A 20237-nucleotide genomic window follows, 5' to 3' on the forward strand; every position below is an offset into this window, starting at 1 on the left:
CTTTCGCGGTGCGAAGCGCATATAGCGTGTGACAAGGAGGATGTCAGCCTTGCGCCGCGATTTCTGGTACATAAGCTGTGGCCGACTTCCGGTTAAAGGCCTCAGCGATGCGCCCTTCCCTGCTTGATCCCCTGTTTGCACCGGCGACCACGCTCGGCGGCATCGGCGAGAAGGTTGCGGCGTTGCTCGGAAACGTCGCCCCGGCGGACACGACGTCGCGGCCTCTGCGGGTCGGCGACCTCCTGTTCATCCTGCCCCACGGCCTCATCGACAGGACAAACCGGCCGGGCATCGCCCTTGCGCCGGAAGGCGCCACCGTCACCTTGTCCGTGACCGTCGACCGTCACCAGCCGCCCCCGCGCGGCAAATCGAACCTGCCCTACCGCGTATTCGCCTTCGACGATACCGGCGAGATCGCGCTGACATTCTTCCACGCCAAGGGACCGTGGCTGGAGCGGCAGATGCCCGTTGGCGCGCGGATACTGGTTTCCGGCCGTATGGAGTGGTTCAATGGACGTCCCTCCATGGTCCACCCGGACCACATCGTGCCCGCCGACGAGGCCGACAACCTGCCGCTGGTGGAGCCGGTCTACCCGCTGACGGCGGGACTCTCCGGCAAGGTCTTGCGCCGGTCCATAGGTCAGGCGCTGGAGCGCCTGCCGGAGCTGCCGGAATGGCTCGATGCCAGCGTTCAGTCAAAGCTTTCGCTCCCCAGCTTCGGCGATGCGCTGAGGACGCTCCATGCGCCCGCTTCCATCGACGACATCTCGCCGGAGAACGCGCCGTGGCGTCGTCTGGCCTATGACGAACTCCTGGCCGGACAGCTTTCGCTGGCCCTGGTGCGCCTGCGCACCAAGCGCCTGGCCGGACGGCCGCTTGCCGGCGACGGCCGCCTGGTTGCCGCCCTTCTCAAGGCCCTGCCCTATTCCCTCACCTCCTCGCAGGAGGCGGCGGTCGCCGAGATCCAGCTCGATCTGGCCAGGCCGGAGCGCATGCTGCGCCTGCTGCAGGGCGATGTCGGCGCGGGCAAGACCGTGGTGGCCCTTTTGGCCATGGCCAATGCGACGGAGGCCGGCGGACAGTCGGCCCTGATGGCGCCGACGGAGATCCTGGCTCGCCAGCATCACGCCACCATAAGCGGCCTGGCCGAAAAGGTGGGGATGCGCACGGTGCTTCTGACAGGGCGGGAGAAAGGCCGGGAGCGGCAGGCGGCGCTCGACCTGATTGCGCGCGGTGAGGCCGACATTGTCGTCGGCACGCACGCGCTTTTCCAGGAGAGTGTGGCATTCCACAATCTGGTGCTCGCCGTCATCGACGAGCAACACCGCTTCGGCGTTCATCAGCGCCTTGCCATGACGGCCAAGGGCGACGCGCCGGACATGCTGGTCATGACGGCAACGCCGATCCCCCGCACGCTGGTGCTGACGGCCTTCGGCGACATGGACGTCTCGCGCCTGACCGAGAAGCCGGCCGGCCGGCGCCCCATCAAGACGGTGACGATGCCGGTCGAGCGCACCGCCGAGCTGATCGCGCGCCTGCAGGATGCCATCGAAGGCGGGCAGAAGGTCTACTGGATCTGTCCGCTGGTGGAGGAATCGGAGGCCGTGGAGCTCATGTCGGCCGAGGATCGGGCGGCGTCGCTGAAGCGGGTCTTCGGCGAAAAGGTGGGCCTCGTTCACGGCCGCATGGCGAGCCGCGACAAGGACGCGGCGATGCAGGCGTTCAAGATAGGCCAAACCCGCATTCTCGTCGGCACGACCGTCGTCGAGGTCGGCGTCGACGTGCCCGACGCCACCATCATCGTCATCGAACACGCCGAACGCTTCGGCTTGGCCCAGCTTCATCAATTGCGCGGGCGCGTCGGGCGCAGCGATCTCCCCTCGTCCTGCGTGCTGCTCTACAAGGGCCCCATCGGAGAGACGGCCAGGCGACGGCTGCAGATCCTGCGCGACACGGAAGATGGATTTCTCATCGCCGAGGAGGATCTGCGCCTGCGCGGAGAAGGAGACCTTCTCGGCACGCGCCAGTCGGGCTCGCCGGGCTTCCAGATCGCCAGGCTCGAGTTCCACGCAGACCTTTTGCCTACTGCCCGGGACGATGCAAGGCTGACGCTTTCCCGCGATCCGGAACTCCTGTCCGACCGGGGCGAGGCGCTGAGGATGCTGCTTTACCTGTTCGGCAGAGACGAGGCGATCCGGCTGCTGCGGGCCGGTTGACGAAGCTTCACGCTTCCTTTCGCAAGGCGCGTTCGGCCAGCATCCGGGTCTTCTCGTGATATTCGGGGCTGACGAGGCCGGCCGAGATGACCAGCTTCGCCCCGTCCTCGACGCTCATCTCGAGCTCGACGACCTCGCTTCTTGGAACGTAGAGGAGATAGCCGGAGGTGGGGTTGGGGGTAGTCGGCAAGAACACCGCCACGGTGGGGCCGACATCATTGCCAAGGCTGGCCTGCACTTCCCCGCGCGCGTCGGTGGCGACGAAGACGAGCGCCCACAGCCCCTTGCGCGGATACTGAATGAGCGCGACCTTCTTGAACGTATCCGTCCGCTCCGACAGCACGGTCTCCAATATCTGCTTGAGCCCACGATAGACGCTGCGCACCAGCGGCATCCGGCCGAGGAAATACTCGCCATAGGAGACGATGGTCCGCCCGATGATGTTGGCGGTCATGAAGCCGACCAGCGTGATCAGGATAAGCGCCACGATGAGGCCGAAACCCGGTACGGCGAACGGCAGATAGGTATCGGGATTGTAGCGCATCGGAATGAGCGGCTTGACCCACGAATCGACCCAGCCGACGAAAGACCAGGCCAGATAGGCGGTAATGGCAAGCGGCGCCGTGACGACGAATCCCGTCAGGAAGTAATTGCGCAGGCGGGTCATCACCGGGCACGGCCTCGAGTGTTTTCATGGGAGGGCACAAACTGCGGGCAGACTATCCGCCCGCCCGCCCGTCGTCCAGTGCTTCCGGAGACCGCGCCCGCAGTGCCGGTGGCCGCCGATGTTATTCCACCGTCACCGACTTCGCCAGGTTGCGGGGCTGATCGACATCCGTGCCCATCACGACCGCCGTATGGTAGGCCAGCATCTGCACCGGGATCGCGTATATGATGGGCGCGATGAACTCGGGCACCGTGGGCATGATGATCGTCTGGATTCCGTCGAGCGAGGCGCGCGCCGCCCCCTCCGAATCCGTGATGAGAATGATCCGGCCGCCGCGCGCCGCGACCTCCTGCATGTTGGACACCGTCTTGTCGAAGATGCGGTCGTGGGGCGCGATCACGATGACCGGCATCTGCTTGTCGATAAGCGCGATGGGCCCGTGCTTTAACTCGCCCGCCGCATAGCCCTCGGCATGGATGTAGGAAATCTCCTTGAGCTTCAGCGCACCTTCCATCGCCAGCGGATAGTTCGTGTCGCGTCCCAGATAGAGAACGTGGTGCACCTGGGCCAGTTCGCGCGCGATCTCTTCGATGCGCTCTTCCACCTTGAGCGCGAGCGAGGCGAAACGCGGCGCCTCCGAAAGCGCCCGTACCAGGCGCGCGCTCTCCTCCGCGGAAACTGTTTTGCGCTCAATCGCGGCGCGCACGGCAAGCGCGGCGAAGATGGAAAGCTGGCATGTGAAGGCCTTGGTCGAGGCTACTCCGATTTCCGGGCCCGCCAGCGTCGGAAAGATGCCGTCGCTTTCCCGCGCGATGGTCGAATCGCGGACATTGACGATGGAGCCGATCGGGACGCCGGCGCTCTTGCAATAGCGGAGCGAGGCGAGCGTGTCGGCCGTCTCGCCGGATTGCGAGACGAAAAGCGCAGCGCTCATCGGCGACAACGGCATCTCTCGGTAGCGGAATTCCGAGGCGATATCGATGTCGACCGGCAGCCTTGCATAGCGCTCGAACCAGTATTTTCCGATCAGGCCCGCCAGATAGGCCGTGCCGCAGGCCGAAACGGACAGGCGGTCGATTGCGGCGAAGTCGAACGGCATCTCGAGTTCCCTGATGCCGCCCTGGGCGAAGTCAAGATAATGGGCCAGCGTGTGGGAGATCACCTCCGGCTGCTCGTGGATTTCCTTTTCCATGAAATGCCGGTGATTGCCCTTGTCGACAAGCAGGCTGGTGCCGATGCTCTGCTGGCGCTTGCGTTCGACGCGCGCACCCGTCATGTCGAATATCTCGGCGCCCGAACGGCGCACCACTACCCAGTCGCCATCCTCCAGATAGGTGATGGCGTCGGTGAAGGGAGCAAGCGCGATGGCGTCGGAGCCCACGAACATTTCGCCCTCCCCGTGGCCCACCGCCAGTGGCGGGCCGCTGCGCGCGCCAACGATCAGGTCTTCGTCGCCGGAGAACATGATCGCCAGCGCGAAAGCGCCTTGGAGGCGCTTCAGCGCCGCGAAGGCCGCTTCCTCGGGTTTGGCGCCATGCTTCATCTCACGCGCGATCAGATGGGCAACCACCTCGGTATCGGTTTGCGAAGCAAACGCGTAGCCATCCGCTTTCAACTCATCGCGGAGCTCAGAGAAATTCTCGATGATGCCGTTGTGAACGATGGCGACATTGTCGGAAAAATGGGGGTGGGCGTTGGTCTCGTTGGGAACGCCATGGGTGGCCCAGCGGGTGTGGCCGATGCCGATGAGCCCATCGAGCGGCTCTCTGTCGAGCCGCCTTTCAAGATTGACGAGCTTGCCCTCGGCGCGCCTTCGCCCCAGGACGCCGTCGGCGATCGTCGCCACCCCGGCCGAATCGTAGCCACGGTACTCCAGCCGTTTCAGCGCGTCCACGATAAGCGGTGCGACCGGCGAATGTCCCACAATGCCGACAATTCCACACATAGGCTGCAACCCCCTTTGGAGCCTGCCGACGCCTGTGCGTCGAGCACCCCGAGTCCCCCCGATTTTCCTCTACTGCTCTAGTACCGGCAGCGCACCAACCAAATACAAATATGGTTTCAGCCTTGTCACTGCCCCTGTCGACGCAGCCTCAGTCGATATCCGCAATGGCCTCGCCGGCGCCTCCGCTGACGCGTTGCGACAGGGAAGCCCGCATGAACGGATCCAGATTGCCGTCCAGCACATCCTGCGGGTTCGTGCTTTCAGTGCCGGTGCGCAGGTCCTTCACGAGCTGGTATGGCTGCAGCACGTAAGAGCGGATCTGGTGGCCCCAGCCGATCTCCGTCTTGGAGGCTTCCGTGGCGCTGGCCGCCTCCTCGCGCTTCTTGAGCTCCTCCTCGTAGAGGCGGGCGCGAAGCATGTCCCAGGCGGTGGCCCGGTTCTTGTGCTGCGAGCGCTCCTTCTGGCACTGCACGACGATGCCGCTCGGCAAATGGGTGATGCGCACGGCCGAATCCGTCGTGTTGATGTGCTGGCCACCCGCGCCGGATGCCCGATAGGTGTCGATCCGGACTTCGGATTCGGGAATGTCTATCTCGATGGTCTCGTCGATGACGGGATAGACCCAGACGCTGGCGAAGGAGGTATGGCGCCGGGCGTTGCTGTCGAAAGGCGAGATGCGGACCAGCCGGTGGACGCCCGATTCGGTCTTGAGCCAGCCATAGGCGTTGTGCCCCTTGATCAGGATCGTCGCCGATTTGATGCCGGCTTCCTCGCCGTCATGCACTTCCAGCACTTCCACTTTCATGCCCCGCCGTTCTCCCCACCGGATATACATGCGCAGGAGCATCGACGCCCAATCCTGGCTCTCGGTGCCGCCGGCGCCTGCATGGACTTCGAGATAGGTGTCGTTGGCGTCGGCCTCCCCGGACAGCAGGGTGTCGATCTGCCGGGCCGCGATCTCGTCCTTCAGCGAGCGGATCGCCGCCTCGGCCTCTTCGACGATGGCGTCGTCGCCCTCATCCTCGCCCATCGCGATGAGCTCGACATTGTCTTCGAGCGTCTGGGACAGGCTGTTGATCGCGTTGATGTTGTCCTCGAGCGACTGGCGCTCCCGCATCAGCTTCTGCGCTTCCTGAGGGTCGTCCCACAGCGCGCTGTCCTCGGCGCGCATGTTGAGATATTCCAGTCGCTTTATGGCCTCGTCCCAGTCAAAGATACCTCCTCAGCAGGTCGATCGCCTGCTTGATTTCACTGACGAGGTTTGCCGTTTCGGCGCGCATGGGGACTGCCTTGTTTTCTGGAGTGATATTGTTGCACGAGTCGGCGCGGAACTTATGGCCGCTCGCTATTCCTGTAAAGCCGCGCGCGGAGACGACACCGGCGAGACAGCCCGCCGGCGCCGCGTGCTTCAGAACAGGCCGCCGGCCCCGGTGCTGATGGCGCGGTCCGCGCTCGGCGATATCGCCTTGCTGCGCTCGCTGGTCTGGAAGGAATCCGAGCCGATCACCCAATAGGTATCCGCAGGGCCCGTGCCGGGCTTGAACGCTTCCATGATCACGCCGGGCGCGCCCTCGTTTGCGCGCATGCCCGATTTGCGGTCGATCGCAATCAGCTTCATGCCCTCGGGCACGCGGAAATCAGCGGGCGGCGTGTCCTTGAGGGCGGCAGCCATGAATTCCTTGAAGATCGGCGCGGCAAGCCCACCGCCGGTCGAACCACGACCCATGGGGCGCGGCTGGTCGTATCCCATGAAGACGCCGACCACGAGGTCCGGCGTATAGCCGATGAACCATGCATCCTTCTCGTCATTGGTCGTGCCGGTCTTGCCGGCAATCGGCCTGCCGAGCTCGGAAACGGTCACCGCTGTCCCGCGCGTGACGACGCCTTCCATCATGGATGTGATCTGGTAGGCGGTCATCGGGTCGAGCACCTGCTCGCGCTGGTCGATCAGTTCGGGCTCGGGCTGACCGTTCCACTCTTCCGCGTTGCAGTTCCGGCACTCCCGCTCTTCGTGCTTGTAAACGGTCTTGCCGTAGCGGTCCTGAATACGGTCGATCAGCGACGGCTGGATCTGCTTGCCGCCATTGGCCATCACCGCATAGGCCGATACCATGCGCATGACCGTCGTCTCGCCCGACCCGAGCGCCATGGCCAGGACGGGAAGCATTTTGTCGTAGATGCCGAAGCGCTCGGCATACTCGGCGACCAGATTCATGCCCATGTCGTCGGCCAGGCGGACGGTCATCAGGTTGCGCGAACGCTCGATGCCGGCGCGCAATGTGGAAGGACCGGCAAAGCCGCCGCCATAGTTCTTGGGCTCCCAGACTTCATTGCCCACCTGTTTGCTGAACGGGGCATCGAGAACGACGGAGGCAGGCGTATAGCCGTTGTCGAGCGCGGCCGCATAGACGATCGGCTTGAAGGAGGAACCGGGCTGGCGATAGGCCTGCGTCGCCCGGTTGAACTCCGAATCGGCATAGGAGAAGCCGCCGACCATGGCCAAGACGCGGCCCGTATGCGGGTCCATGGCTACCAGCGCGCCTTCGATCTCAGGCACCTGGCGCAGCTTCCAGGCCGAGCCGTTTTCCTCCAGGCGCTCGACATAGACCACGTCGCCCACCTTGAGCACGTCCGCCAACGACGAGGCCTTCAGCAGCTTGCCGTCGACCACATGGCGCAGCGCCCACTCCATATCCTTCTTGGCGATCGTTCCTGTCTCACGCTCGTCGGAAAGCTTTCCGGAAACCTCGCTTCCAGGCTTCAGCCCGATCTTCACTTCATCTTCGGAAGTTTCCAGAACCATCGCGAGCTTCCATTCAGGAACGTCGCTCAGACCCGGCACCTCGCCCAGCGGCGGGCCCCAGTCGCCGTTGACGTCAATATGGGTCACGGGGCCGCGAAAGCCGCGCAGCGTGTCGTAGCGCATCAGGCCGTTGTGCAGCGCCTTGCGGGCATAAAGCTGGAGTTCGGGATCGAGGGTCGTGCGGACCGAAAGCCCACCCTCGTAGAGGGCGTCCTCGCCGTAGCGGGAAATGATTTCCCGCCGCACTTCCTCGGTGAAATACTCGGCGGCGAAAAGATAACTTCCGCGCTGGCGCGGGTTCACGTTGAGATCGGTCGCCTTGGCCTTTTCCGCCTCTTCAGCCGACACGTAGCCATTGGCTGCCATCTGGTCGAGGACCCAGTTGCGCCGCTCGATCGCCCGCTCGGTGTTGCGGAACGGATGATAGTTCGACGGGCCTTTGGGCAAGGCTGCCAGATAGGCCGCTTCGGCGATCGTCAGTTCGTTGACCGACTTGTCGTAATAGGTCAGCGCCGCGCCCGCTATGCCATAAGATCCCAGACCGAAGAAAATCTCGTTGAGGTAGAGCTCCAAGATCCGGTCCTTCGAATAGGCCTGCTCGATCCTGAATGCGAGAATCATCTCCCGGATCTTGCGCTGCACGGTCTGGTCGGACGACAGGAGGAAGTTCTTCGCCACCTGCTGGGTGATCGTGGAGGCGCCCACGGGACGCCGCCCGCTGCCAAGGTTCTGGATATTGGTGATGACCGCGCGGGCAAGCCCGGTCACGTCGATGCCGGGATGGTTGTAGAAATTCTTGTCCTCGGCAGACAGGAAGGCCGCCTTGACGCGGTCCGGCACGGCCTGGATGGGCAGGAACAGCCGGCGCTCCCGCGCGAACTCGGACATCAGCGCGCCGTCCGACGAATGAACCCTCGTGGTTACCGGCGGCTCGTACCGCGCCAGCACCTCATAGTCGGGCAGATCCTTCGTGAGGTCGCTGACATAGATCGCCACGCCCGCAGCCGCGCCCAGCGCGAGAACGATGCCGATCCCGAAAAAGTATCCAAATAGCCTTACCATACCCGCTCCAAGAACCGCCGCCGCCGGTTTGAATAGCAATCTCTATGAAGATAGCACCATCGTCGCCGCAAAGAAAAACATTGCCGAGCTCGAAGCTCTCTCACCTTGTGCCGCCGCCTTGTGCGCAAAATGGGGCAGCCTTTTCAGAAAATCGACGGCTGAGAACTCCGATCTCGACCGTTGCCGGAATGCAACGCCCGGATGCCGCGGCAGGACCCCGACGCCGCATCCACAGGGGCGCGCCCACCCCTTCCACTGCAAAGGCCTCAGCCGCCCGCCCCTGTCTTTGCCGCCGCGAATGCCTCAATCGCGCGAACGATATTGTCCGCAGCCCGCCCGCGCCATTCGGCGTCCCGCATCAGCGCTTCGTCCATGGGGTTTGAAAGATAGCCCAACTCGAGCAGGATCGACGGAACGTCCGGCGCCCTCAGAACCCTGAATCCTGCGGAACGCAACGGGTTTTTTACGACATCCACCGCATTTGTCAGTTCGCCCAGCAGGGTGCGTGCGAAGCGTATGGAGAATGCGTGGGTCTCGCGACGAATCAGGTCGACGAGAATATCCGCCACCTCGTCGCTCTCCGCCTCCACCGTCATTCCGGCGAGCTGATCCGACAGGTTCTCGCGCGCCGCCGTGGCTGCGGCTTCGGCGTCGGAAGCGCGTTCGGACAGCGTGTAGATGGTCGCGCCCCGGAAGTTTCGCACGCTGATGGCATCGGCATGGATGGATATGAGGAGATCGGCATTGTTCTGCCGCGCGATGCGGACGCGCTCGTCCAATCTGAGGAAAATATCGCGGTCTCGCGTCAAGACGACGTCGTACGCGCCCGTTTCGTCCAACTTTTTCTTCAGTTCCAGTGCAAAAGCGAGCGTGATCTGCTTTTCCGACGTCCCGTTGACGCCTCTTGTGCCGCCGTCGATGCCACCGTGGCCAGGGTCGATCACCAGAGTGAACTTCCCGCCTTCATTGGCTTCGAGCGGCCGCACCGGAGGCGATTCCGGGAGTTTGTCCTCGGGTGCCTCGCCGATACGCGCCCTCATGGCCGCCTCGAACGCCTCTTCCGAGCCGGCGACGAGATCGACGATCAGACGGTAGCCGGGCGAGGTTTCGTTTTCGAGAACGGACAGATCCTCCACCACCACTGGCCCCACCGTCGTCAGGATCATGCGCGAGCTGTCCTCGTCCATGTCGCCATAGCGAACCTTGGCGATCAGCCCGCGCGCCTTGACATCCTCCGTTCCGATTGCGAACTCGGCCACCGGGAGATCGATGACGATGCGATGCGGCGACCGCAGCAGGAACCACTTCGGCTCTATCTCGCGGTCCACCTCGAAGACGATGCGGGTGCGTGTCTCGTCCCCGGCCATCCTGAACTCGGAGACGCCGAGGACCTTGCCGCCTTCCTGAGCTGATGCCGATTCGTCCAGGGAAAATGAAAGCGCTACGACGCAAAACAGGCCGAATACGCGCAGAAGCGGCCATCCGGCGGCGTTTTGGCTGAAGAACCCTGATCTGAAAAACCGCATGCGCGTCGACTGCCTCGATCCCCTGAGCGACAACTAAGCTCGGGCTTTTGCCAACATTTGGGCCGGTAGACAAATAACAAGCGCAAGGCAAGCAATCCGGCGCGTCCTGCCTCCATGCAAATCAGGGTTGCCATGATGATTGGCAAATCATAAAAGCGGCATTGGACCATCGCAATGCCCGCTGCCGGTATTCCCTCCGTGCGGCCGATATGCGGGCGCAAGGGCGGACAGGACAACGCCGACGCGAGGCGGGCGAAACCGGTGGTTCAGAGAGATTTCTTCAAGGTGTTTGCGGCGACGCCGAGACCCTTAGCGTGAGGAAAGCGGCCGGGATTTATCCTGCGCCGGCTCAATGGTGAGCAAAATAGCGGGTCCGGTTGGCCGGACCCTGGTTGAAACGGTAATGCCAGGCGGTGCGATGGGTTTGAGCGCAGTCAGGAAAATGCCCCCGGTCTGCCGCAGTTTTGATGCGGCCGAGGGGTCTCCTGTTGCGCCGACACGCCTGCCGGCAGGACTCACATTATCCGGCACGAATGTCCCAATGCGGGCGGCGGAGCGCGTAAATGCGCTTGCCGGTCCCCCGGGACCTGCCGGGGAGATACATCTTTATGCCCAACAAAATGCTGATCGACGCCTCCCATCCGGAGGAAACACGCGTCGTAGTCGTTCGCGGTAGCCGTATCGAAGAATTCGATTTCGAATCACAGGATAAGAAGCAGCTACGGGGAAACATCTATCTGGCGCGCGTGACCCGCGTAGAGCCCTCACTGCAGGCGGCTTTCGTGGAATATGGCGGCAACCGCCACGGCTTCCTGGCCTTCAGCGAGATCCATCCTGATTACTACCAGATCCCTGTCGCAGACCGTCAGGCGCTGTTGAAGGCCGAGGCCGAAGAAGCCAGGGCGGCCGACGACGAAGCCGACGAAAAGGAAACCCAGAATGCCGGGCGCGGCAAGAAGCGCCGCCGTGCGAGCCGGAGCGACAAGAAGCCGTCGGCCGAAGCATCCGGCGAGACCTCGCCCGACGGCGCCCAGGCGCTCGAGGCGCATGGCGACGTGGTTTCCGAGGACGTCGACGCTTCGGTCAACAACGGCCCGGACAACGGCGACGACGAGGTCGACACGGTCGGAGCGGAGGATGCGCTGGACGAAGCGCAGAACCGCCGGCGTTCGAGCCGCCGCAACTACAAGATCCAGGAAGTCATCAAGCGCCGCCAGATTCTTCTGGTGCAGGTCGTCAAGGAAGAGCGCGGCAACAAAGGCGCCGCGCTGACCACCTACCTGTCGCTTGCCGGACGCTATTCGGTCCTGATGCCGAACACGGCTCGCGGCGGCGGCATATCGCGCAAGATCACCAGCCTGCAGGACCGCAAGCGGCTCAAGGACGTGGTGAAGGACCTTTCGGTGCCGGAGGGCATGGGCGTCATCCTGCGCACCGCCGGCGCCAACCGCACCAAGGCCGAGGTAAAGCGCGACTACGAATATCTGATGCGCATGTGGGAGCGGGTTCGCAGCCTGACGTTGCAATCGACCGCCCCTGCCCTCGTCTATGAGGAAGGCAGCCTCATCAAGCGATCCGTGCGCGATCTCTACAACAAGGATATCGACGAAATCCTGGTCGCGGGTGACGAAGGCTATCGCGAAGCCAAGGATTTCATGCGCATGCTCATGCCGAGCCATGCCAAGGTGGTCCAGCCCTATCGCGACAGCGTCCCGATCTTCGCCCGCAACGGGATAGAGGGCCAGCTCGACAAGATGCTGCAGCCGCAGGTGACGTTGAGGTCGGGCGGCTACATCATCATCAACCAGACGGAAGCGCTCGTCGCCATCGACGTGAACTCCGGCCGCTCCACCAAGGAGCACTCTATCGAAGATACGGCTCTCCAGACCAATCTGGAGGCGGCCGAAGAAGTGGCGCGGCAGTTGCGGCTGCGCGATCTTGCCGGGCTGATCGTCATCGACTTCATCGACATGGAGGAGAACCGGAACAACCGCGCGGTCGAAAAGCGCCTCAAGGACTGCCTGAAGAACGACCGCGCCCGCATCCAGGTCGGCCGCATCTCGCATTTCGGCCTTCTGGAAATGTCGCGTCAGCGCATCCGCGCCAGCGTTCTGGAAAGCACGATGAAGCCCTGCCCCCATTGCGGCGGCACCGGCCATGTGCGCTCCGAATCCTCGGTCGCGCTGCTCGTCGTCCGTTCCATCGAGGAATATCTTCTCAAGGATGCCCGCAACGATATCCGCGTGCGCACGCCCTCTTCGACGGCGCTCTATCTGCTCAACCACAAGCGCGCCAATCTGGTCGATCTCGAAAATCGCTTCGGCGTAACGATCACCGTTGAGACCGACGACGAGCTCGGCGGCCAGCATTACGCGATCGTCAAGGGCCCGCCCTCCACACGCGATGTCACCATCGACGTTCCCGCCATCGAAGCGGAGATGTTCGAGCCGGAACCGGAAATCGAACCGGAGCCCATGGAGGAAGAAGTCGCCGCCAACGGCCAGGACGGCCCGGAGAGCGTCGGCGAGGACGGCCAGGGACAAGGGCGCAAGCGTCGGCGCAAGCGCCGGCGTCGTGGCGGCCGCGACCGCAACAACCAGGAAGGCGCCGCAGCCGACGGCAACGGCGCGGACCATCAGCCCCAGGATGGCGACGAGGACCAGGAGCGCGAGGCGGCCGCGGCCGAGCCTGCCGATGAAGAGGGTGCCGGCGCAGAGCGCAAGAAGCGTCACCGGGGCAAGCGCGGCGGCCGGAGAAACCGTCGCGACGAACAGGCCCAACCAGAGGTCGTTTCGGACGAGGCACAGCCCGCCGGCAACGTGGCCCCCGGCCTGTCCGACCAGACCGCGCCGCTGACGGCAGATGAAACGGCCCCGGCCGTGGAACATGCTGCCGCCGAACAGGCAGAGCAGGCGCCTCCGCCCGCCGAAGAGGCAATGGCCGAGGACGTGCCTGCCGCGGAGGCTGAGAAGCCGGCGAAGAAGCCGAGGAAGCGGGCATCCCGCGCCAAGGCCGCGCCGGCGCAGGAAGCTTCCGAAGCGATGCCCGCCGAAGCGCCTGCCGGGGCCGAAAGCGGCGAATCCGAACCGGCTCCGGTGGACAACGCCGAACCCGCTCCGGCGGAAAAGAAAAAGCGCGCCCCACGGCGCAAGGCCGCCGCAGCCGAGGAGAAGCAGCAGGAGCCCGTCGTTTCGTCCACCGACGAGGCGGCGGAGGAATCGCCCCGCAAAGCTGGCTGGTGGCAGCGCAAGAGCTTCTTCTGAAAGGCCCTGCGGCGGCGATGAATACGAACGGCCGGGGCTGATGCCCCGGCTGTTTTGTTTTGCTATGGTGGGGACGTAAAAGTGCAGTGCCGGTTCGCGGCCCTCTCGAAGCGAGGGTGGTGAAAAAGCGGGCGGGCGCCTTTTCCTCGCCACGAAGCGGACCTACCACCGCCGAAACAAGGACAGCTACGTCAACCGATGCGCATTCTGGCCTTCCTGCTCGCAATCCTCCACGCGTTGACCGCCATGCCGGCGGCCTACGCCCAGAAAAACGTGCCGATCGTCCGCGATGCGGAGATCGAAGCGCTCGTCGAGGAATATGCCCAGCCGATCCTAAAGGCGGCGGGCCTCAGCCGCTCCGGCATCGAGATCGTCCTCGTCAACGACCCAAACTTCAACGCCTTCGTTGCCGGCCGCCGCATCTTCATCCATGCAGGCGCGCTGCTTACGGCGGAAACGCCGAACGAAGTCATCGGCGTGATCGCGCACGAAGCCGGCCATATCGCGGGAGGTCATCAGGAGCGGCTGCGCCAGCAGCTGGCGCGTGCCAAGACGATGGCCGTGGTTGCCCTCTTGGCCGGCATCGGCGCGAGCGTGGCCGGCGCGACGACGAATTCGGGCCAACTTGCCGGCGCCGGCGTCGGCATCGCAGCCGGCGGCTCCGAGGCCGCCCGGCGCAGCGTGCTTGGCTATCAGCGCACCGAAGAGGCAACCGCCGACCGCTCGGCAATCGAATATCTGGAGCGGACCGGGCAGTCGCCGCGCGGCATGCTGAAGACCTTCGAGCGGATGTCGCGGGATCTTGCTTTGGCGGGCATCAACGTCGATCCCTACCAGCTCAGCCACCCCGTGCCGCGCGAACGCATCGCAAACCTGCAAAGCCTCGTCGCTGCCAGCCGCTTTGCCGACCGCAAGGACCCGCCCGCGCTGCAATTGCGGCACGACCTGATGCGGGCGAAGCTTGCCGCCTATACTGCGGGCCCCAACGCGGCCGCCCGCCTTTTCCGCGACCCTGGCGGCCTGCCCCGCGCCTATGCCGACGCCATCACCGCCTATCTCTACGGCAATCCGCGCGATGCGCTGGCGCGCGTCGACCGGCTTATCGCCGCTCAGCCGCGCAACGCCTATTTCCACGAACTGCGTGCCGAGATACTGGTCAAGGCGAACAATCCGCAGGAGGCCGCCAATGCCTATGCCAAGGCCATCAGCCTTGCGCCCGGCTCGCCCGGCCTCCTCCAGGTCGGCTACGGCCAGGCGCTGCTGTCGACCGGCGCGCCGGACCTCATCCGGAAGGCCGCGTCGGAGCTGAAGGCCGGCCTGACGCGGGAGCCCGAATATGTGAACGGCTACCGGTTTCTGGCGCAAGCCTACGGCCAGCTCGGCGACATAGGCGCAGCGGAGCTGGCCACCGCGGAAGGACATTTCCATTCCGGCCAATACCGCGACGCCAAGATATTCGCCGCCCGGGCGCAGACGAAAATGAAGCAGGGCTCGCCCGGTTGGCTTCGGGCCCAGGACATCATCGACTACCGTCCGCCGGACAAGTGATGAGGGTCGTGAACCTTCGCCGCGCCCGCGACACAGAGTATTACGTTCAACGCATTACGACGAAACGGAAAAGATCATGAGAAGTTTGCTTATTGCCGCCGGCGCATCGTCGCTCCTGGCTCTTTCTGCGGCGCAGGCGTTCAGCCAGGACGGTGCGGTCACCCGCGACGAGGTCGGGCAGATCGTGCGGGATTACCTTCTTGAGAACCCAGAGATCCTGATCGAGATGCAGACGATCCTGGAAGCCCGGCAGAAGCAGGAACAGCAGGCCGCCCAGGAAGAAATCATCGCCCAGTCATCGACGACCCTGTTCGACAGCGGCTATGACGGCATTGTCGGCAATCCCGACGGCGATGTGACCGTGGTCGAATTCTTCGACTACAATTGCGGCTACTGCAAGCGCGCCTTGGCGGACATGGAAGCGCTTGTCGAGGAGAACCCGAACCTGCGCTTCGTCCTGAAGGAGTTTCCGATCCTCGGCCCCGATTCCCAGAAGGCGCATATCGTCTCGATGGCGTTCCGGAAGCTGATGCCGGAGAAATACGGCGAATTCCACGCCCAGCTTCTGGGCAGCACCGGACGCGCCGACGAGGCAAGCGCCATCCAGATTGCCGTGGGTCTCGGAGCCGACGAGGCAGCGCTGCGCGAAGCGATGAAGGACGACGCCATCCTTGCAGCCATCAGCGAGACCTACGAACTGGCCAACAAGCTGCAGATCACCGGAACGCCCTCCTATGTCGTCGGTAAGGAACTCGTGTTCGGCGCGCAGGGCAAGGATGCGTTGAGCGAGAAGATCAAGACGGCAACCCAATAGAAGGGCGTCCTGTGGACAGGAAGAGAAGTTCCTTGCGCTCTTTCCGGCAGTGACTAAGCCATTTATACAGATCCGGCGGCAGTTCTGCCGCCGGCGGGAAAGCTCGATGGCAAGGAAAGACGTCATTGCGGATGAGCCTGTAGCGGGGCTGGGGCCGTGTGCCGCGAAAGCAGTGGGACTCCCGCCGGCTTTTGAGGCCCACATTCCCGCTGCCGGGCCCTTCTCCCGTGCTTTTAGCCATTTCCAAACTGGCTTTCGCCCCGCATTGCGTGATATGCGCGCGGCAGGACCGTCGATGCGCAGGCGCATTCTCCGCAGCCGGTCGGGCCAGAGAGCATCGCCAGGTATGACGAAAGAGATCGTGAAATGAAGAAGAACGGTGTAGATCAGCAACTGATCCGTGACCTTGCGGGCATCCTTGACGAAACCCGGCTTACGGAGATCGAGGTCGAGGACGGCGGCATGCGCATTCGCGTATCGCGGCAGTCTCCCGGTATCCAGGCCTCCCTTCCTGCCGCGCCAGCCGCCGCCCCGGCGCCGGCCTCGGCCGGTCCAGCCGGCTCAGCCGAAAAGGAGCAGAGCCCGGCCGCTGCCGACAGCAAAAACGCGGTACCCTCGCCCATGGTCGGCACCGCCTACCGCTCGTCCACACCCGGCGCGGCCCCTTTCGTCGAAATCGGCCAGACGGTCAAGGAAGGCCAGACATTGCTGATCATTGAGGCAATGAAAACGATGAACCAGATACCCTCGCCCCGTTCGGGAACCGTTACCGCAATCCTGTTCGAGGATGCGCAACCGGTCGAATATGGCGAGCCGCTCGTCGTCATCGAATAGAGCGGAGCAGCCCGGCACCATGTTTCAGAAAATCCTCATCGCCAATCGCGGCGAAATCGCCCTCAGGGTGCTGCGCGCGGCCAAGGAACTCGGCATCCAGACCGTGGCGGTGCATTCCACCGCCGACGCGGACGCGATGCATGTGCGGCTGGCCGACGAGAGCGTTTGCATCGGCCCCCCTGCATCCCGCGACAGCTATCTCAACATCCACCAGATTCTGGCGGCCTGCGAGATCACCGGCGCCGACGCGGTTCATCCCGGCTATGGCTTCCTTTCGGAGAATGCCAAGTTCGCGGAAATCCTGGCCGCCCACAACCTCACCTTCATCGGGCCAACCGCCGACCACATCCGCGTGATGGGCGACAAGATCGAAGCCAAGCGTACCGTCAAGAAGCTCGGCATACCGGTCGTGCCAGGTTCGGAAGGCGCCGTTACCGACGACCGCGAAGCCAAGCGCATTGCCGCCGACATCGGCTATCCGGTCCTGGTCAAGGCCTCGGCCGGCGGCGGAGGACGCGGCATGAAGGTCGCGCGCACCGAGGACGATCTTTCCGAGGCGCTCTCGACAGCGCGGAACGAGGCCGGTTCGGCCTTTGGCGACGACGCCGTCTATATCGAAAAATACCTTGAAAAGCCGCGCCATATCGAAGTCCAGGTCATGGGCGACGGCATGGGAAAGGCCATTCATCTGGGCGAGCGCGACTGCTCCCTGCAGCGCCGGCACCAGAAAGTGTGGGAAGAGGCCAATTCGCCCGCCCTCAATGTCGAGCAGCGCACGAGGATCGGCGAGACCGTGTCGAAGGCCATGGCGGATCTCGGCTATTCCGGCGCCGGCACGATCGAGTTTCTCTATGAGAACGGCGAGTTCTATTTCATCGAGATGAACACCCGCCTGCAGGTGGAGCACCCGGTGACCGAGGCCATCACCGGCATCGATCTCGTGCATGAGCAGATACGTGTGGCCTCCGGTGGCGGCCTGTCTGTCACGCAGGAAGAGGTGCGTTTCCACGGCCACGCCATCGAGTGCCGCATCAATGCGGAAGATCCGCGCACCTTCGTGCCCTCGCCCGGCACGATTACGCACTTCCATACGCCGGGTGGTCTCGGCGTCCGCGTCGATTCGGGCGTCTATTCCGGTTACCGCATCCCCCCCTATTACGACAGCCTGATCGGCAAGCTGATCGTGCATGGGCGCAATCGCGTTGAATGCATGATGCGGTTGCGCAGGGCTCTTGACGAATTCGTGGTCGATGGCATCAATTCCACCTTGCCGCTCTTTCGGGATCTTGTCGGCAACGTCGATGTGGCGAACGGCGACTATGACATTCACTGGTTGGAGAACTATCTGGCGAAGTCCACCTGAGGGGAGACCGGGGCGATGACCCGCCCCTTTGCCCCCGGCTACCGGATTCCGCCAGACCTGCTGTTGCGGGCTTATGCGACCGGCGTTTTCCCGATGGCCGAACATGCCGACGACCCGGAGGTCTTCTGGGTTCGTCCCGAAGTTCGCGGCGTCATTCCGCTCGATCGTTTCCATGTGCCGCGAAGCCTCAAGAAGCTGATGCGCACGGCACCTTTCGACATCCGCTTCGATCACGATTTCGAAGCCGTCATCGAGGCCTGTGCCGAGCCGGGCCCCGACCGCCAGGACACGTGGATCAACCGGCCCATCCGCGAAGCCTATACGGCGCTTTTCGAGGCCGGCCATTGCCACACGGTCGAGGCGTGGCGGGATGAAGAACTGGTCGGCGGCCTCTACGGCGTCACGCTCGGCCGCGCCTTCTTCGGCGAAAGCATGTTCTCGCGGGAGCCCAACGCATCCAAGATATGCCTGGTGCATCTGGTGGAACGGCTGAAAGAACGGTCCTTCCTGTTGCTCGATACGCAGTTCACGACGCCGCACCTCAAGCGTTTCGGGGCCGTCGACGTTCCGCGCCGGCGTTACGAAACGCTCCTTGCGCAGGCGCTCGGCGATAGCGCCACATTCAGCGATTGAGCCAAGCCCCGGACCTTTGTCGATAGATCAAGTTCGCCGTTTCACAGAAGCGGCAAGCCGATCTGCCTGTTTTGATTTTACCGCAATTCCGGACGGAAAACCGGCTTCCACTTTTCCTGGAATTGCTTTAGCGGCGTCAGGATTCCTGCGGCGGCGGCGGGACGTCGGATTCCTGCTTGCAGCCTTTCAGCCAGACGTCGTAAACGGCATGCTCGACGGCATTGAGCCCGGGGCTCTCGGCGAACATCCAGCCCGTAAAGATGCGCCGGATCTTGCGGTCGAGGGTGATTTCGTCCACCTCCACGAACGCGTCCGTCTTCGGCTCGGCGCCTTCCGGCGAGCTGTAGCAGACACGCGGCGTCACCTGCAGCGCGCCGAACTGCACCGTCTCATCCAGATAGACGTCGAAGGTGATGATCCGGCCGGTGATCTTGTCGATCCCGGCGAACTCGGCCACGGGATTGGCTATGCGTTGGGCCGCAGCCGCGGCGGGCACCGCCAACAGGCCGAGAGCTGCCGCCAAAACGAGTTTTCCTGTAGGCACGGTCACCACACGCAAGATCTGTTCAGTTCCATCCATACCAGGCTATGGCGCCGATTGCCCCACCGCCGACCTGCCCTGTGCTACTGCGCAAATGTGGCAGGAATTCCCCCCTCGCCCGCGATTCAGGCTCAAGGCGTCCAGGCGTCGTAGTCGCCGGTGACCCGGGGCCTGTCTTCCTTGGTCAGGATGGAGCCGTCGGGACGATAGGCGGCCGGCGTGCCTGTCAGATTTGGCAGGTGCGGCTTCTGCCACTCGCGCGGCATGTAATTTTCCTCGACCGGGGCGGTGTCCACCTTTTGATGCAGCCAGCCGTGCCAGCCCGGTGGCACCATCGATGCTTCCGCAAGCCCGTTGTAAATCACCCAGCGCCGTGTACGGCCCTCCGAATCGGTCCCGCCCTGATAGTAGATGTTGCCGAACTCGTCCTCGCCGACGCGCTCGCCCTTGCGCCATGTATGAAAGCGCGTGCCGAGCGTCTGGCCATTCCACCAGGTAAAGAACTGAAGCAGGAACTTCTTCATCGCTTCCTCAAGCCTCTGGGTCGTGGGGCGGCATTTGAGCTGCCTGCGGGCGCCAGCCCGCCATGTGTGCCTTATGGCGCCCATGGCCAGCGAAGGCAAGGCCTTCCATGGCCGCTGATCGGTGACGGGTTACACGGCGCGCTCGAAAATGAGCGCCGGCAAATGGTCGCCCTGTCCACCGCAATCGCCGGTGCGGCCCACCTGGCCGAAACCGCGCGAGACATGGAAGCCGATGCCTGCACATTGGCCTCCTCCACTTCCAGCCGCCTGACACAATAACCGTTCGCGGTCGCCATCAGGGATGGGCCTGGCGACGCCGTGATGCAGGTCATGGATGAGGATGAGCTCATCAAATCCTGCATGCGGGCCAAAGGATTCCGGCGATAGGAACCTCGGTCAATCAAGTCTGCATATTGTTGGTGATTGAAATATTATCGACATATATTATGGTTATACGAGTAGTTCATGAAGCATTGAAGTCGATTCAGTAATATATAA

General features: G+C 63.6%; 13 protein-coding genes and 1 pseudogene. 7 read left to right on the forward strand and 7 right to left on the reverse strand.

The window, feature by feature from the left end; all coding sequences use genetic code 11:
• Positions 1-107: 107 nt before the first annotated feature.
• Complete coding sequence (recG, locus tag NTH_RS20270) at positions 108-2216, forward strand: ATP-dependent DNA helicase RecG (RefSeq protein WP_338531711.1); 2109 nt, start codon at positions 108-110, stop codon at positions 2214-2216.
• Here recG and NTH_RS20275 read toward each other — a convergent pair.
• From NTH_RS20275 to NTH_RS20295, 5 genes and pseudogenes are all read right to left on the reverse strand, one after another.
• Positions 2168-2883, reverse strand: a pseudogene (locus NTH_RS20275) (DUF502 domain-containing protein). The gene recG and the pseudogene NTH_RS20275 sit on opposite strands and share 49 nt — an antisense overlap.
• A 121-nt stretch (positions 2884-3004) precedes the next feature.
• Positions 3005-4828, reverse strand: a complete 1824-nt coding sequence (gene glmS, locus NTH_RS20280) for a glutamine--fructose-6-phosphate transaminase (isomerizing) (protein ID WP_338531713.1) — start codon at positions 4826-4828, stop codon at positions 3005-3007.
• Between the two features lie 148 nt (positions 4829-4976).
• Positions 4977-6108 (reverse strand): peptide chain release factor 2 gene (prfB, locus tag NTH_RS20285; protein ID WP_338531714.1). Its coding sequence is split into 2 segments (ribosomal slippage): positions 4977-6038 and positions 6040-6108, totalling 1131 coding nucleotides; the frame shifts between segments, so codons are not numbered across the junction.
• A gap of 128 nt (positions 6109-6236) precedes the next feature.
• The gene (locus tag NTH_RS20290) at positions 6237-8693 is read right to left on the reverse strand and encodes a penicillin-binding protein 1A (protein ID WP_338531715.1); all 2457 of its coding nucleotides are present in this window, start codon (positions 8691-8693) and stop codon (positions 6237-6239) included.
• A 266-nt stretch (positions 8694-8959) separates the two neighbouring features.
• Entirely contained in the window at positions 8960-10219 is a 1260-nt protein-coding gene (locus NTH_RS20295) for an N-acetylmuramoyl-L-alanine amidase (protein ID WP_338531716.1), read from the reverse strand.
• 608 nt (positions 10220-10827) lie between these two features.
• Between NTH_RS20295 and NTH_RS20300 the strand changes: the two genes are divergently transcribed.
• From NTH_RS20300 to aat, 6 genes are all read left to right on the forward strand, one after another.
• Positions 10828-13482: an Rne/Rng family ribonuclease gene (locus NTH_RS20300; RefSeq protein WP_338531717.1), complete on the forward strand. Its 2655-nt coding sequence runs from the start codon at positions 10828-10830 to the stop codon at positions 13480-13482.
• A gap of 198 nt (positions 13483-13680) precedes the next feature.
• A complete protein-coding gene (locus tag NTH_RS20305; RefSeq protein WP_338531718.1) occupies positions 13681-15030 on the forward strand; it encodes a M48 family metalloprotease in 1350 nt (449 codons plus the stop codon).
• A 76-nt stretch (positions 15031-15106) separates the two neighbouring features.
• Positions 15107-15844, forward strand: a complete 738-nt coding sequence (locus NTH_RS20310) for a DsbA family protein (RefSeq protein ID WP_338531719.1) — start codon at positions 15107-15109, stop codon at positions 15842-15844.
• A 366-nt stretch (positions 15845-16210) separates the two neighbouring features.
• The gene (gene accB, locus NTH_RS20315) at positions 16211-16678 is read left to right on the forward strand and encodes an acetyl-CoA carboxylase biotin carboxyl carrier protein (protein ID WP_338531720.1); all 468 of its coding nucleotides are present in this window, start codon (positions 16211-16213) and stop codon (positions 16676-16678) included.
• Between the two features lie 19 nt (positions 16679-16697).
• Positions 16698-18041 carry an acetyl-CoA carboxylase biotin carboxylase subunit gene (gene accC / locus NTH_RS20320; RefSeq protein ID WP_338531721.1) on the forward strand — a complete coding sequence of 448 codons (1344 nt, stop codon included), beginning with the start codon at positions 16698-16700 and terminating at the stop codon, positions 18039-18041.
• A 15-nt stretch (positions 18042-18056) separates the two neighbouring features.
• Complete coding sequence (gene aat, locus NTH_RS20325; protein ID WP_338531722.1) at positions 18057-18674, forward strand: leucyl/phenylalanyl-tRNA--protein transferase; 618 nt, start codon at positions 18057-18059, stop codon at positions 18672-18674.
• A 136-nt stretch (positions 18675-18810) separates the two neighbouring features.
• On the opposite strand, the gene NTH_RS20330 is transcribed toward aat, so the two are convergent.
• Positions 18811-19254 (reverse strand): DUF2155 domain-containing protein, encoded by a 444-nt coding sequence (locus NTH_RS20330; RefSeq protein ID WP_338531723.1) that lies wholly within the window; start codon positions 19252-19254, stop codon positions 18811-18813.
• 92 nt (positions 19255-19346) lie between these two features.
• Positions 19347-19739 carry an NADH:ubiquinone oxidoreductase subunit NDUFA12 gene (locus NTH_RS20335; protein WP_338531724.1) on the reverse strand — a complete coding sequence of 131 codons (393 nt, stop codon included), beginning with the start codon at positions 19737-19739 and terminating at the stop codon, positions 19347-19349.
• Positions 19740-20237: the final 498 nt, after the last annotated feature.

This window comes from Nitratireductor thuwali (genome assembly GCF_036621415.1).
Taxonomy (GTDB): Bacteria; Pseudomonadota; Alphaproteobacteria; order Rhizobiales; family Rhizobiaceae; genus Chelativorans; species Chelativorans thuwali.